The sequence below is a fragment of the Sphingomonas liriopis genome (assembly GCF_024211255.1).
GTDB classification, from domain to species: domain Bacteria; phylum Pseudomonadota; class Alphaproteobacteria; order Sphingomonadales; family Sphingomonadaceae; genus Sphingomonas; species Sphingomonas liriopis.
Map to the genome: position 1 here is coordinate 176,485 of NZ_JAMLDY010000003.1, position 13,469 is coordinate 189,953.

The following is a 13,469-nucleotide window of genomic DNA, read 5'->3' on the forward strand; positions in this document are numbered from 1 at the left end:
CGATGGACGATCCCTGAACCCGTCGTTGTCGTAGCGTCAGCTTCGCCGACTACCCCGGCACCGTCACCGTCAGCCCGTCGAGCGCCGCGCTCAGCCGGATCTGGCACGCCAGCCGGCTGGTCCGCGTCGCCGCGGGCACCAGATCGAGCAGGTCCTCCTCCTCCTCGCGCGGCGGCGGCAAACGGCCGGCATCGTCGGCGGCGACGACGACGTGACAGGTCGCGCACGCCATATCGCCGTTGCAGGTGCCCTCCAGTGGCTGCCCATCCGCCTGCGCGACGTCGAGCAGCCGCGCACCCTCGATTCCGAACGCCTCGCGGACCACGCCATCGGCGCCGACAAACCGCACCCGGATCATGCCGCCACCCGCTGGCGGTTCGCAGCGGCGACGATCTGGTCGAGCGCCTCGCGCAGGTCCGCCTCGGTCGTGTAACGGCCCCAGCCGAGCCGGATGCTCGACCGCGCCTGCGCCTCGGTGAGGCCGATCGCGCGCAACACATGGCTCGACCGCCCCGACCCGCTCGCGCACGCCGACCCCGCCGAAAAGGCGATGGTGCGGCAGTCCGACATCAGCCGCGCGACGTCGAGCCCGTCGCGCCGCACGTTGAGGTTGCCGCGATAGCGCGCCTCGATCGCGCCGTTGATCGTCCAGCCCGGCAACCGCTCGGTCGCGAGACCCCACAGGCGTTCGACATGCGCGGCATCCGCGTCGCGCCGCTCCGCCATCAACCGCGCCGCGACGCCGAATCCGGCGCACAGCGCTGGCGACAGCGTGCCCGACCGCCCGCCCTCCTGATCGCCGCCGTGCAGCAGCGGTTCGAGCCGCACCCCGTCGCGGATCCACAGCGCGCCGATGCCCTTGGGCCCGTAGATCTTGTGCGCCGACACCGCGACCAGATCGACGCCGGCGGGGATCGCCGCCCGGCCATAGCCCTGCACCGCATCGCACAGCAGCAGCGCGCCCGTCCCGCGGGCGGCTCCGGCAAGCTCGGCGACTGGCTGGATCGTGCCGATCTCGTTGTTGACCAGCATCGCCGCGACCAGCCCGCCTTCGGTCACGACCGCCCCGGCATCGACCTGCCCGTCGCCGTCGACGGGCAGCACCGTCGCGCTCCGCCCGGTCTCGCGCTCGTGGCGAACGCTGTCGAGCACCGCGGCATGTTCGGTCGCCACCGTCACGATGGGGCCGCGCGTCCCCTTGATCGCCCAGTTGAGCGCCTCGGTCGCGCCGCTGGTGAACACCACGCGTCCCCCCGGCGGCAGCAGCGCAGCGACCTGGTCGCGCGCGACCTCGACCGCAGCCTTCGCCGCACGTCCCGGCCGGTGCGGCGAGTGCGGGTTGGCATGCTGGTCGGCGAGCCAAGGCATCATCGCCGCCAGCGCCTCCGGCGCGAGCGGCGTCGTCGCCTGATAGTCGAGGTAGATCATGCCGCCCGCCGCATCTGCTTCGCCATCGCGCGCCACGCGGCGATGAAGGCGTCGACCTGTTCGACCGTCGTGGTGCGCCCGAAGCTCACCCGGATCACCTCGCGCCCGGCGGCCTCCTCCCAGCCCATCGCGGCGAGGACGTGGCTCGGCTTCATGCTGCCGCTCGAACAGGCGCTGCCCGCCGATACCGCGAAGCCGGCGCTGTCGAGCAAGATCAGCTGCGCCGCCGCCGCGCTGCCGCGCAACCGGTACGAACCGATCGCCGGATGCCGCGGGCTTCCCGCCCCGACGATCTCGCCACCCGAGCGCAGGATCGCATCGTCGAGCCGCGCACGCAGGTCGCCATGATCCGCCTCCGGCTCGGCCAGCGCCGCCGCATAGCCGAGCACGCCCGGCAGATTCTCGGTGCCCGGCCGATAGCCGCGCTCCTGCCCGCCGCTCGGATGGAGCAGCGCCAGATCGCGCACCAGCAGCGCGCCGACGCCCGGCGGCCCGCCGCGCTTGTGCGCCGACAGCGCGATCATGTCGGCGATCTCCGCCAGTTCGGCCGACGCGGGCATCTGCGCCGCATCGACCAGCAGCTGGCCACCGGCGGCGTGCACCACCTCGGCGATCGCCGCGATCGGCTGGCGCACCCCCGTCTCGCTGTTCGCCCATTGCACGCAGACCAGCGCCGGCGCGCCCGCCAGCATCGCCGCGAGCGCGCCCGGATCGACGATCCCGCCCGCATCGACCGGCACCACGCCCGCATCGCCGCCGGCGCGCATCACCGCATCATGCTCGACCGCGGTGATGAAGCGTCGGCCCGCGGTGGTGCGCCCCAGCGCGATCGCCAGCGATTCGCTCGCACCGCTGGTCAGGATCGTCTCACCGCGCCAGCCGTGCGCGGCGGCGATCGTACGCCGTGCCTCCTCCAGCGCCGCGCGTGCGCGCCGCCCCTCGGCATGCGGCGACGACGGGTTCGCCCACAGCGCCAGCCCCTGCGCCACCGCGGCGCGCGCGGCGACGGTCATCGGGGTCGTCGCGGCATGGTCCAGATAGATACGGTCGGTCAGCATGCGTTCCATTTGCGCCAGAGGACGTGACGCCTATATAGCGCGCAACATCCCGCGCTGCACCGGCGCGCCTCCTAGCTGTGGCGAGATCCATGCCCGAAGTCATTTTCCCCGGTCCCGAGGGCCGTCTCGAAGGGCGCTTCGCCCCCGCTCCCCGCCCGCGCGCACCCGTCGCGATGATCCTGCATCCGCACCCTAGCGCGGGCGGCACGATGAACAACCGGCTGGTGCAGGAGCTCTACAAGACCTTCCAGCGCCGCGGCTTCGCGACGCTGCGCTTCAACTTCCGCGGCGTCGGCAAGAGCCAGGGCGTGTTCGACAACGGCGTCGGCGAACTCTCCGACGCGGCGAGCGCGCTCGACTGGGTGCAGAGCTTCCACCCGGAAGCCTCGACCACCTGGATCGCGGGCGTCAGCTTCGGCGCGTGGATCGGCATGCAGCTGCTGATGCGCCGCCCGGAAATCCGCGGCTTCATCTCGATCGCGCCGCCCGCGAACATGTACGACTTCTCGTTCCTCGCCCCCTGCCCGTCGTCGGGCATCATCATCCAGGGCGAGGCCGACGAGGTCGCGACCCCGGGCGCGACGCAGAAGCTGGTCGACAAGCTGCGCACGCAAAAGCACATCACCATCCACCACGACACGATCCCGAAGGCGAACCACTTCTTCGAGAACGAAACGCCCGAGCTGATGCGCTCGGTCGACAATTATCTGGATATGCGGCTGGATCCGAACAGCCCGATACGGTGAAGGCTGGCGTGGCGGAGTAGCGCAGCTAATCCGCCGTCAATCGCCAGCCCGGCCAGCGGTGCGCAGCACCGACTGACGGCATGGGCTTCGCCCATGCCGGGCGATGGGGCGACCGCCCGGCGAGGTCGTACACCCTCAGTACCATCCCTTCGTCACCCCGGACTTGTTCCGGGGTCCACTGAGCCGCGGGCGTATCGTTCGAGCCTCTGGCGTTATGCCTCGCCGCGGAGTGGACCCCGGAACAAGTCCGGGGTGACGGAGGAGGTGGAACGGGCGTCGGCACGCCTCTCGGGACGGCGCCATCGAGCGACAGCCCGCACGCCGCCCCCCGCTCACAACTGCCAGATCACCACATTCCCCAGCAACACCGCCGCCATCACCAGCAGCAGCACGCCCTTCCGCCGGTCATGCCCACGCGCGATCAGCGCCCCGCCGCCGATCAGGCAGGCGAAGCACCCGAGCATCGCGATCGCCGGCGCCGCCTTGGCGATCGATCCCAGCGCCCCGTCCACGCGCGCCTCAGAACGGCAGTTTGAAGCCCGGTGGCAGCGGCAGCCCGCTGGTCATCTTCGACATCTCGGCACCCGACACCGCATCCGCCTTGGTCCGCGCGTCGTTGAACGCCGCCGCCAGCAGATCCTCGAGCATCTGCTTCTCGCTGACCTCGATCAGCGAATCGTCGATCGCGATGTTGATGATGCGCCCCTTGGCGCTCGCCTTCACCTTGACGAGGCCGCCGCCCGACACGCCCTCGACCTCGATCGTGTCGAGCTGGTCCTGCGCCTTCTGCAACTCGCTCTGGACGTTCTGCGCCATCGCGAGGATTTCATCGAGGTTCTTCATGCGATACTCCGTTTGCCGGGCCAGGCTTCCAGTTCCGCCTCCGGGAAGGCCGCGAACGCCGCCTTCACCAGCGGCGTGTCGAGGATCGCCAGACGCGTCGCCTCTTCATCCGCCTTGTCCTTCTCGCGCAAGGTAGGCGCGCCGGGCGCATCCTCCAAGCCAATCTTCCAAACCTGCCCGGTCGTCTTCTTGAGCGCCTCGGCGACGTCGCGCAGCGTGTCCGCCGACATCGGCCGCGATCCGCTGAGTACCAGTTCGGGCGGCGCATAGCGGACGACGCGCGCGCCATGGCCCAGCTGCGCGGCGACGGCATGATGCCCCTTGTCCTCGAGCAGCGCGACCATCGCCGGAAAGTCCGCCGGCATGCCGCCGCGTTCCTCGGCGACCGGCGCCGGTTGCGCCGCGGCGGCGGGCGCCGCCGATGCGGGCAGCGCACCGAGCTTGCCGCTGGCGATCTGCTTCGCCAGCTCGCCCGGATCGGGCAATGTCGAGGCATGGATCGCGCGCAGCAGCGCCATCTCCGCCGCCTCGATCGGCAGCGCCGCTTTGGCGACCTCGTCATGCCCCTTCAGGAACAATTGCCACAGCCGGTGCAACGCCGGAAAGGACAGCTTGTCCGCCCATTCGCTGCGCGCGTTGCGCTCCTCGATCGCCTGCGCCGGGTCCTCGGCGGTGCCGACCTTGGCGAGCGTGATGCCGTGCACCGTTTCGAGCAGCGAGCGCAGCACCGATTGCGGATCGACGCCATAATCATATTGCCGGCGCAGGCTGGCGAGCGCCCTTGCCGCATCGCCCGCGAGCACCAGCCCCAACAGGTCGCGCACCGCACCGCGATCGGACAGGCCGAGCATCTGCCGCACCGCGTCCGCGGTCACGCCGCCACCCTCCAGCCCCGCATGCGCGATCCCCTGATCGAGGATCGACAGCCCGTCGCGCGCCGACCCTTCCGCCGCCCGCGCGATCAGCATCAGCGCCTCGGGCTCGGCCTGCACCCCCTCCTCGCCGCAGACGAAGGCGAAATGCGCCGCCAGCTGCTCGGCCGAGATCCGCCGCAGGTCGAACCGTTGGCAGCGCGACAGCACGGTGATCGGCACCTTGTTCACCTCGGTCGTGGCGAACAGGAACTTGACGTGCGCGGGCGGCTCCTCGAGCGTCTTGAGCAATGCGTTGAACGCATTCTTGGACAGCATGTGGACCTCGTCCACGATGTAGATCTTGTAGCGCGCCGACACCGCGGCATAGCGCGCCGCGTCGATGATCTCGCGCACGTCGTCGACACCGGTGTGGCTCGCGGCGTCCATCTCGATCACGTCGATATGGCGCCCCTCGGCGATCGCGCGGCATGGCTCGCAGACCCCGCATGGATCGATCGTCGGCCCGCCGGTGCCGTCCGGCCCGACGCAGTTGAGCGCCTTGGCGATCAGCCGCGCGGTCGAGGTCTTGCCCACCCCGCGTACGCCGGTCATCAAGAAAGCATGCGCCAGCCGGTCGCGCTTGATGGCGTTACCCAGCGTCGTCACCATCGCATCCTGCCCGATCAGCTCGCGGAACGTCTGCGGACGGTATTTGCGCGCGAGCACGCGATACGGGTTGGCCTTGGCGGCAGGCTGCGGCGGTTCGCCCAGATCAAAGGAATCGGCCATTGGCGTTCATATAGGGGGCGAGCGCCGCGGTGTCGAAGCCTCGCCGCGCCGAGAGGGCCCAACGGTCGCACCACTTCCTTCGTCACCCCGGACTTGTTCCGGGGTCCACTCCGCGGCGAGGCATAACGCAAGAGGCTCGAACGATACGCCCGCTGCCCGGTGGACCCCGGAACAAGTCCGGGGTGACGTAGGGATATGGCGGGCGCATGGATCATCGCCCCGGTTTACCCCTGCCGGTTGTAAGCCTAGGACACCCCCACGCGCCCTCGCGCCCACCCCGGAACCGCTCGAAACCCATGCCCCCCGTCCTCGGCGTCACCGCCTCGATTCTCGGCCAGCCCTGGCATTGGCGCGCCCTCGCCGCGGACGCGCGCGACGGCTTCGGCGCAGACGATCTCGTCACGCAACTGCTGCTCGCCCGCGGTGCCCCGCGCGAAACGCTCGACCAGCACCGCGCACCCTCGATCCGCGCCTTCATGCCCGACCCGTCGGTGTTCCGCGACATGGACCGCGCGGCCACGCGCCTCGCCGACGCGGTTCAGGCGGGCGAGCGGATCGCGGTGTTCGGCGATTACGACGTCGACGGCGCGACCTCGGCGGCGCTGCTCATTCTCGTCCTGCGCGATCTCGGGATCGAAGCGCACCCCTATATCCCCGATCGGCTGCTCGAAGGCTATGGCCCTTCGGGCGACGCGCTCGTCCGGCTGGCCAACGAGGGCGCCTCGCTGATCGTCACCGTCGATTGCGGCGCGCAGGCGTTCGAGGCGCTGGCGATGGCGCACGCCCACCCGGTCGACGTCGTCGTCGTCGATCACCACAAATGCGCCGCCGCGCTGCCGCTCGCGCACGCGCTCGTCAATCCCAACCGCCTCGACGAGGACGAGGGCGCCGCGCACGGCCATCTCGCCGCGGTCGGCGTCTGCTTCCTCCTCGCCGCCGCGCTGATCCGCACGTTGCGCGGCCGCGGCTTCTTCGCGGACAGGTCCGAACCGCGGCTGATCGACCATCTCGACATCGTCGCATTGGGCACCGTCGCCGACGTCGCGCAGCTGCGCGGCCTCAACCGCGCGTTCGTCGCGCAGGGGCTGAAGGTGATGGCGCAGCGCCGCAATCCCGGCCTCGCCGCGCTGATCGAGGCATCGCGCCTCACCCGCGCACCGACCTGCAGCGACCTCGGCTTCGCGCTCGGGCCGCGGATCAACGCCGGCGGCCGCGTCGGCCGCGCCGACCTCGGCGTGCGCCTGCTCACCACGCAGGACCCCGACGAGGCGCGCGTCATCGCCGACGAGCTCGACCGCCTCAACGACGAACGCCGCCTGATCGAGGCGGGCGTGCAACAGGCCGCCGAGGCGATGGCGGCGGAGGACCGGATGGTCGCGGTCGTCGCCGGCGACGGCTGGCACCCCGGCGTGATCGGCATCGTCGCCGGCCGGCTCAAGGAAAAGCTCGGCCGCCCGGCGATCGTCATCGCGATCGGCGAGGACGGGCTCGGCAAGGGTTCGGGCCGCTCGGTCGCCGGGGTCGATCTCGGCGCGGCGGTGCTCGCCGCGAAGGAGCACGGCCTGCTCGTCGCCGGTGGCGGCCATGCGATGGCGGCGGGCCTGACGATCGCCGCCGACCGGATCGCCGACTTCGCCGACTTCCTCGAAGAGCGGCTCGCGCCTGCGGTGACCCGCGCGGTCGGCGAACGTGCGCTGCTGGTCGACACCGTCCTCGCCCCAGGCGGCATCACCCCCGCGCTGGTCGAATCGCTCGACGTCGGCGGCCCCTACGGCATGGGCTGGCCCGCGCCGCGCATCGCCGTCGGCCCGTTGCGCATCGTCAAGGCCGACATCGTCGGCAACGGCCACGTCCGCGCGATCGTCGCCGGCGACGACGGCCGCAGTTTCAAGGCGGTCGCCTTCCGCGCGGCCGACACGCCGCTCGGCCAGGCGCTGCTCGCCGCACCGCCGCACCGCCGCCTGTGGCTCGCCGGCCGCGCCAGGATCGACGACTGGGGCAGCCGCCCGGCGGCCGAACTGCACCTCGAAGACGCCGCCTGGGCGGATTGACGGCACAAACCCCTTGACCCCCCGCCCCCCCTCTTCTAGCAGCACCCCCGCTGGCCCCTTCGTCTAGCGGTTAGGACGCGGCCCTTTCACGGCTGAAGCACGGGTTCGATTCCCGTAGGGGTCACCATTGTCAAGGCAAAAGCGGCAGAAATCTGCGCTTTTTGCGGACACGGTGCGATTAGCGACATCCTCTCGTCCCCCAAAATAATTTGGCTGTGATGGTTCAATATGGACCGCCTTGGGTCGAAGGCTATCGCCGGGTGACGGCATTGCTGTGCCATGCGGGTTGGACGGTGAACCATAAGCGTGTCGAGCGGATTTGGCGGCGTGAAGGGCTCAAGGTCCCGCAGCGTCAGCCGAAGCGCGGGCGTCTATGGCTAAACGACGGATCATGCACCCGCCTGCGGCCGCAATATCCGGGGCATGTGTGGGCCTACGACTTCGTCGAGGGTCGGATGCATGATGGGCGCAAGTTCCGCATCCTCACCATCATCGACGAGCCCAGCAGGGAATGCCTGGCGCTCATCGTCGCGCGACAGCTCAAGCATGAGGATGTCGCCGGCACTTATGAACCAGTAGCGGGATCTTGTGAAAGGAGCGCGCTGATCCGCGTCGACTCCGGGGTGGATCGAATTGCTCCGCCAGCCAACCAAACATATTCGCTCCCTCGGTCTTGAGGCCGGCGTACACAACAGATGCAAGAAAAAGCGCCAGCTATATGCGAGCGCTATGCCTTTTCTCGAAATCGATCTCGTAATGCTACGTAGGGAGGTCTTCATAGCGGGTCGCTGATGGTGCCCCGACGGTCGTGGGTGCCGATCTACAGGGGCGTCCATGAAGTTCACCTATTCCGCCGCGCTGCTCTTGTTGGCCGCGCTGTCGGCCGCGTCGCCTGCGCTTGCGCAGGAGTTTGCAAAGCCGGGCGTTCCACAGGATCCAGCCGAACCGCAGGCGGCACCGACCAATCCGATCACGGTGTCGGGCAGCGTTGCGGTGCTCACCGACTATCGCCTGCGCGGCGTGTCGCAAAGCGACCGCGATCCGGCCGTACAGGGGGCGCTGACGATCGCGCACGAGAGTGGCTTCTATGTCGGCGCCTTCGCCTCGAACCTCGCGGGCTGGGGAACGTTCGGCGGGTCGAACCTGGAACTCGATGCGATCGGCGGGTTCAGGAACACCGTGGGCAGCGCCACGATCGATGCCGGCTTGACCTGGTACATGTATCCGGGCGGCGCCGACAAGACGGATTACGCGGAAGCATTCGCCAAGCTGTCCGGCACCGCGGGGCCCATGACGCTGCTCGCCGGCGTCGCCTACGCACCCGAGCAGCAGGCGCTGGGCAAATGGTATCGCAACGGTGCCGAGGCGGCGGCGGGCGTCTACTCCGATCCGGGCGACAAGGAGGACAATCTGTACCTCTGGGGCGACGGCGCGATCGCGGTGCCGAACACGCCGCTGACCGCCAAGGCGCACATCGGTTGGTCGAAGGGCAACGGCGGTCTGGGGCCGAACGCGACAAGCGCGGCGCCGACAGGCGAGTATTGGGACTGGCAGCTCGGCGCCGACTACGCGATTCCGCACACGCCGCTGACGGTCAACGTCAGCTGGATCGACACCGACATCTCGCGCCGCGAGGCGGCCTATCTGCAGCCCAGCTTCAGCAAGGGCCAGGACGGCACCGGCTCGATCGCCGGCAGCACCGTCTTCGCCTCGCTGACCGCGGCGCTTTGAGGAGCATGGTGATGAACGATCTTCTCTGGATCCTCGTCATGGTGGGGCTGGTGGCGGCGACGCTCGCCTACGCCCGCCTGTGCGATCAGGCGTGAGGGCGCGGCCATGACGCTCGATCTCTGGCTGGCGGCGCTGACCGCGCTCGGCCTCCTCGTCTATCTGGTGGCGGTCCTGATCCGCCCCGAACGCTTCTGAAGGGAGCGGACCGATGACACTCCAGGGCTGGTTCCTGATCCTCGCCTTTATCGGCCTCCTGCTGGCGCTGACCAAGCCGGTCGGCCTGTGGTTGCACGCGCTGTACGAAGGCCGCCGCACGCCGCTTCACCGCGTGCTCGGCCCGGTCGAGCGCGGCTTCTACCGCCTTTCGGGCATCGACCCGGCCGCCGAGCAGGGCTGGCGCCGCTACGCGCTGCACATGCTGCTCTTCAACGTCGTGCTGATGGCCTTCACCTACGCGGTGCTGCGCCTGCAGGGCGTGCTGCCGGGAAATCCGCAAAGGCTGGCGGGGCTCAGCCCGCACCTCGCCTTCAATACCGCGATCAGCTTCGCCACCAACACCAACTGGCAGAGCTACGGCGGCGAAAGCACCATGTCGAACCTCAGCCAGATGCTGGGGCTGGCCATCCACAACTTCCTGTCCGCGGCGACCGGCATCGCGCTCGCCTTCGCGCTGTTCCGCGGGTTCGCGCGGGCCGAGGCGAAAACGGTGGGCAACTTCTGGGCGGACGTGACGCGGGTCACGCTGTACCTGCTGCTGCCGCTCTGTATCGTCTACACGCTGTTTCTGATCGCGTCGGGCGTGCCGCAGACGCTGGCCGCGACGATCGAGGTCGATACGCTGGAGGGGATACGCCAGGTGCTCGCCACCGGCCCGGTCGCCAGCCAGGAGGCGATCAAGATGCTCGGCACCAACGGTGGCGGCTTCTTCAACGCCAATTCCGCGCACCCGTTCGAGAACCCGACGGCGCTCACCAACTTCGTCCAGATGCTGTCGATCTTCGTCGTCGGCTTCGGCCTGACCTGGTGCTTCGGCAGGGCGGTCGGCAACACGCGCCAGGGCTGGGCGATCCTGTCGGCGATGGTGATCCTGTTCCTCGCCGGCGTGACCGTGACCTACTGGCAGGAAGCGGCGGGCAATCCCGTCCTCCATCACCTCGGCGTCGCCGGCGGCAACATGGAGGGCAAGGAAGTGCGCTTCGGCATCGCCGCCTCGTCGCTGTTCGCCGTCGTCACCACCGCCGCCTCATGCGGCGCGGTCAACGCGATGCACGACAGCTTCACCGCATTGGGCGGCATGATCCCGCTGTTCAACATGCAGCTGGGCGAGGTCGTGATCGGTGGTGTCGGCGCCGGCATCTACGGTTTCCTGCTGTTCGCGATCCTGGCGGTGTTCGTCGCCGGGCTGATGGTCGGCCGCACGCCCGAGTACGTTGGCAAGAAGATCGAGGCGCGCGAGGTGAAGCTGGCGGTGCTCGCCATCGCGGTGCTGCCGCTGATGATCCTGGGGCTGACCGCGTTGTCGAGCGTGGCCGCGCAGGGGCTGGCGGGGCCGCTCAACAAGGGGCCGCACGGCTTCTCGGAGATCCTGTACGCCTTCACCAGCGCGGTCGGGAACAACGGCTCGGCCTTCGCCGGTCTCACCGCCAGCACGCCATGGTACGACGGGCTGCTCGGCGTCGCGATGTGGGCCGGCCGCTTCTTCGTCATCGTGCCGATGCTGGCGATCGCCGGCTCGCTCGCCGCGAAGAAGCATACGCCGGAGAGCGCAGGCTCCTTCCCGACCACGGGCGGCCTGTGGGTCGGCCTGCTCGTCGGGATCATCCTGATCCTGGGCGGTCTCACCTTCCTCCCGAGCCTCGCGCTCGGCCCCATCGCCGATCATCTCGCGATGATCCGCGGCCAGCTGTCCTGATCGGAAGCCACCATGGCGAATACGCAGACAAAGAGCCTGTTCACGGCCGACCTCGTCGTTCCCGCGATCAAGGCGTCGTTCCTGAAGCTCGACCCGCGCGAGCTGGTCCGCAACCCGGTGATGTTCGTCACCGCCGCGGTCGCGGCGCTGATGACGGTGCTGCTCGTCGTCGGGCACGATGATCTGGGGCTCGGCTTCAAGCTCCAGCTCGCCGTGTGGCTGTGGCTGACGGTGCTATTCGGCACCTTCGCCGAGGCGCTGGCGGAAGGCCGCGGCAAGGCGCAGGCGGCAAGCTTGCGCGCGACCAAGGCGGAGCTGACCGCCAAGCGGCTGAGAGGAGCAGACCGCGACTACGACGACGTGCCCGCCAGCCAGCTGAAGGTCGGCGACATCGTGCTGGTCGAGACGGGCGACCTGATCCCGTCGGACGGCGATGTCGTCGCCGGTGTCGCCTCGGTCAACGAGGCCGCGATCACCGGCGAGAGCGCGCCGGTGATCCGCGAGGCGGGCGGCGACCGTTCGGCGGTGACCGCGGGCACGCGCGTCATCTCCGACGAGGTTCGCGTGAAGGTGACGGTGGAGCCCGGCCACGGCTTTCTCGACCGGATGATCGCGCTGGTCGAGGGCGCCGAGCGGCAGAAGACGCCCAACGAGGTGGCGCTCACTATCCTGCTCGTCGGGCTGACGATCATCTTCCTGATCGCGGTCGGCACCATCCCCGGCTTCGCCTCCTACGCGGGCGGGTCGATCCCGGTCGCGATGCTCGCGGCGCTGCTCGTCACGCTGATCCCGACGACGATCGCCGCACTCCTCTCGGCGATCGGCATCGCCGGCATGGACCGGCTGGTGCGGTTCAACGTGCTCGCCAAGTCGGGGCGCGCGGTAGAGGCGGCGGGCGACGTCGACGTGCTGCTGCTCGACAAGACGGGCACGATCACGATCGGCGATCGCCAGGCGTCCGAGTTCCGCGCCGTCGGCGGCGCGAGCGAGGCGGAACTCGCCGAGGCGGCGCTGCTCGCCAGCCTGGCCGATGAGACGCCCGAGGGCCGATCGGTCGTCGTGCTCGCGCGTGACCGGTTCGACCTGCAGCGGTCGATGCCGCGGGGCTGCGAGGTGATCCCATTCACAGCGCAGACCCGCGTCTCCGGACTGCGGTTCGACGGCACGCTGATCCAGAAGGGCGCGGTCGATTCGATCCTGCGCGCCAATCCGGGTTCGGGCGAGACCGCCGCGGCGACCGAGCTGCGCCGGATCACCGACGAGATCGCCCGTGCCGGCGGCACGCCGCTGGCGGTTGCGAAGGACGGCCGGCTGCTCGGCGCGATCTTCCTGAAGGACGTGGTCAAGGCCGGCATTCGCGAACGCTTCGGCGAACTCCGCACGATGGGCATCCGCACGGTGATGATCACCGGCGACAACCCGCTGACCGCCGCCGCGATCGCTGCGGAGGCGGGGGTCGACGACTTCCTCGCCCAGGCGACGCCCGAGGACAAGCTGGCGCTGATCCGCAAGGAGCAGGCGGGCGGCAAGCTGGTCGCGATGTGCGGCGACGGCACCAACGACGCGCCCGCGCTGGCGCAGGCGGACGTCGGCGTGGCGATGAACACCGGCACGCAGGCCGCGCGCGAAGCGGGCAACATGGTCGACCTCGACAGCGATCCGACCAAGCTGATCGAGGTCGTCGGCCTCGGCAAGCAGCTGCTGATGACGCGCGGCGCGCTCACCACCTTCTCGGTCGCCAACGACGTCGCGAAGTATTTCGCGATCATCCCGGCGATGTTCGTGGTGCTCTATCCAGGATTGGATGTGCTCAACGTCATGCGGCTGGCGACGCCACAGTCGGCGATCCTGTCGGCGATCATCTTCAACGCGGTCATCATCCCGCTGCTGGTGCCGCTGGCGCTGAAGGGCGTCGCCTACCGACCGATGGGGGCGGGGGCGCTGCTCGCGCGCAATCTCGCCGTCTACGGCCTGGGCGGCCTCGTCGCGCCGTTCGTCGGCATCAAGATCATCGATCTCGTGGTCGGCGGCATCGGCCTCGCGTAAAGGGTACAGGA

The 13,469-nt window shown here is 69.6% G+C and carries 12 protein-coding genes, 1 tRNA gene and 1 pseudogene; 8 read left to right on the forward strand and 6 right to left on the reverse strand.

Annotated features, from left to right (window positions below; genetic code table 11):
- Positions 1 to 49 precede the first annotated feature (49 nt).
- Genes M9979_RS03395 through M9979_RS03405 form a run of 3 tightly spaced genes read right to left on the reverse strand, consistent with a single transcriptional unit; the run spans position 50 to position 2,495 of the window.
- Complete coding sequence (locus M9979_RS03395) at positions 50 to 358, reverse strand: 2Fe-2S iron-sulfur cluster-binding protein (protein ID WP_254287930.1); 309 nt, start codon at positions 356 to 358, stop codon at positions 50 to 52.
- Positions 355 to 1,428, reverse strand: a complete 1,074-nt coding sequence (locus tag M9979_RS03400; protein WP_254287987.1) for a cysteine desulfurase family protein — start codon at positions 1,426 to 1,428, stop codon at positions 355 to 357. The genes M9979_RS03395 and M9979_RS03400 overlap by 4 nt, the downstream gene beginning before the upstream one ends.
- A complete protein-coding gene (locus M9979_RS03405; RefSeq protein ID WP_254287931.1) occupies positions 1,425 to 2,495 on the reverse strand; it encodes a cysteine desulfurase family protein in 1,071 nt (356 codons plus the stop codon). The genes M9979_RS03400 and M9979_RS03405 overlap by 4 nt, the downstream gene beginning before the upstream one ends.
- 80 nt (positions 2,496 to 2,575) lie before the next feature.
- On the opposite strand from M9979_RS03405, the gene M9979_RS03410 reads away from it, so the two are divergent.
- Positions 2,576 to 3,232: an alpha/beta hydrolase gene (locus tag M9979_RS03410; protein WP_254287932.1), complete on the forward strand. Its 657-nt coding sequence runs from the start codon at positions 2,576 to 2,578 to the stop codon at positions 3,230 to 3,232.
- Between the two features lie 332 nt (positions 3,233 to 3,564).
- On the opposite strand, the gene M9979_RS03415 is transcribed toward M9979_RS03410, so the two are convergent.
- From M9979_RS03415 to M9979_RS03425, 3 genes are read right to left on the reverse strand one after another with little or no spacing between them, the layout of a single operon-like run.
- Positions 3,565 to 3,744, reverse strand: a complete 180-nt coding sequence (locus M9979_RS03415; RefSeq protein WP_254287933.1) for a hypothetical protein — start codon at positions 3,742 to 3,744, stop codon at positions 3,565 to 3,567.
- Between the two features lie 7 nt (positions 3,745 to 3,751).
- Positions 3,752 to 4,075, reverse strand: a complete 324-nt coding sequence (locus tag M9979_RS03420; protein WP_230630128.1) for a YbaB/EbfC family nucleoid-associated protein — start codon at positions 4,073 to 4,075, stop codon at positions 3,752 to 3,754.
- The gene (locus M9979_RS03425) at positions 4,072 to 5,718 is read right to left on the reverse strand and encodes a DNA polymerase III subunit gamma/tau (protein WP_254287934.1); all 1,647 of its coding nucleotides are present in this window, start codon (positions 5,716 to 5,718) and stop codon (positions 4,072 to 4,074) included. The genes M9979_RS03420 and M9979_RS03425 overlap by 4 nt, the downstream gene beginning before the upstream one ends.
- 296 nt (positions 5,719 to 6,014) lie before the next feature.
- On the opposite strand from M9979_RS03425, the gene recJ reads away from it, so the two are divergent.
- The 7 genes and pseudogenes from recJ to kdpB all read left to right on the forward strand — a co-directional run bounded on the left by recJ (position 6,015) and on the right by kdpB (position 13,458).
- On the forward strand, positions 6,015 to 7,769 hold the full coding sequence (gene recJ / locus M9979_RS03430; RefSeq protein WP_254287935.1) for a single-stranded-DNA-specific exonuclease RecJ: 1,755 nt from the start codon (positions 6,015 to 6,017) through the stop codon (positions 7,767 to 7,769).
- Positions 7,770 to 7,821: 52 nt separating this feature from the next.
- Positions 7,822 to 7,896, forward strand: a tRNA-Glu gene (locus M9979_RS03435).
- Between the two features lie 82 nt (positions 7,897 to 7,978).
- Positions 7,979 to 8,407: pseudogene (locus tag M9979_RS03440) on the forward strand (IS3 family transposase); the annotation flags it as partial.
- A gap of 196 nt (positions 8,408 to 8,603) precedes the next feature.
- Positions 8,604 to 9,500, forward strand: coding sequence for a TorF family putative porin (locus M9979_RS03445; protein WP_254287936.1), 897 nt, complete (start codon positions 8,604 to 8,606; stop codon positions 9,498 to 9,500).
- Between the two features lie 105 nt (positions 9,501 to 9,605).
- The gene (gene kdpF / locus M9979_RS03450) at positions 9,606 to 9,695 is read left to right on the forward strand and encodes a K(+)-transporting ATPase subunit F (RefSeq protein WP_037531783.1); all 90 of its coding nucleotides are present in this window, start codon (positions 9,606 to 9,608) and stop codon (positions 9,693 to 9,695) included.
- A gap of 13 nt (positions 9,696 to 9,708) precedes the next feature.
- Entirely contained in the window at positions 9,709 to 11,412 is a 1,704-nt protein-coding gene (gene kdpA / locus M9979_RS03455; protein WP_254287937.1) for a potassium-transporting ATPase subunit KdpA, read from the forward strand.
- A gap of 12 nt (positions 11,413 to 11,424) precedes the next feature.
- Positions 11,425 to 13,458: a potassium-transporting ATPase subunit KdpB gene (kdpB, locus tag M9979_RS03460; RefSeq protein ID WP_254287938.1), complete on the forward strand. Its 2,034-nt coding sequence runs from the start codon at positions 11,425 to 11,427 to the stop codon at positions 13,456 to 13,458.
- Positions 13,459 to 13,469 lie beyond the last annotated feature (11 nt).

Coding starts and splice junctions, on each gene's coding strand:
- M9979_RS03395 (WP_254287930.1), bottom strand. CDS start 358: ATGATCCGGGTGCGGTTTGTCGGCGCCGATGGCGTGGTCCGCGAGGCG.
- M9979_RS03400 (WP_254287987.1), bottom strand. CDS start 1,428: ATGATCTACCTCGACTATCAGGCGACGACGCCGCTCGCGCCGGAGGCG.
- M9979_RS03405 (WP_254287931.1), bottom strand. CDS start 2,495: ATGGAACGCATGCTGACCGACCGTATCTATCTGGACCATGCCGCGACG.
- M9979_RS03410 (WP_254287932.1), top strand. CDS start 2,576: ATGCCCGAAGTCATTTTCCCCGGTCCCGAGGGCCGTCTCGAAGGGCGC.
- M9979_RS03420 (WP_230630128.1), bottom strand. CDS start 4,075: ATGAAGAACCTCGATGAAATCCTCGCGATGGCGCAGAACGTCCAGAGC.
- M9979_RS03425 (WP_254287934.1), bottom strand. CDS start 5,718: ATGGCCGATTCCTTTGATCTGGGCGAACCGCCGCAGCCTGCCGCCAAG.
- recJ (WP_254287935.1), top strand. CDS start 6,015: ATGCCCCCCGTCCTCGGCGTCACCGCCTCGATTCTCGGCCAGCCCTGG.
- M9979_RS03445 (WP_254287936.1), top strand. CDS start 8,604: ATGAAGTTCACCTATTCCGCCGCGCTGCTCTTGTTGGCCGCGCTGTCG.
- kdpF (WP_037531783.1), top strand. CDS start 9,606: ATGACGCTCGATCTCTGGCTGGCGGCGCTGACCGCGCTCGGCCTCCTC.
- kdpA (WP_254287937.1), top strand. CDS start 9,709: ATGACACTCCAGGGCTGGTTCCTGATCCTCGCCTTTATCGGCCTCCTG.
- kdpB (WP_254287938.1), top strand. CDS start 11,425: ATGGCGAATACGCAGACAAAGAGCCTGTTCACGGCCGACCTCGTCGTT.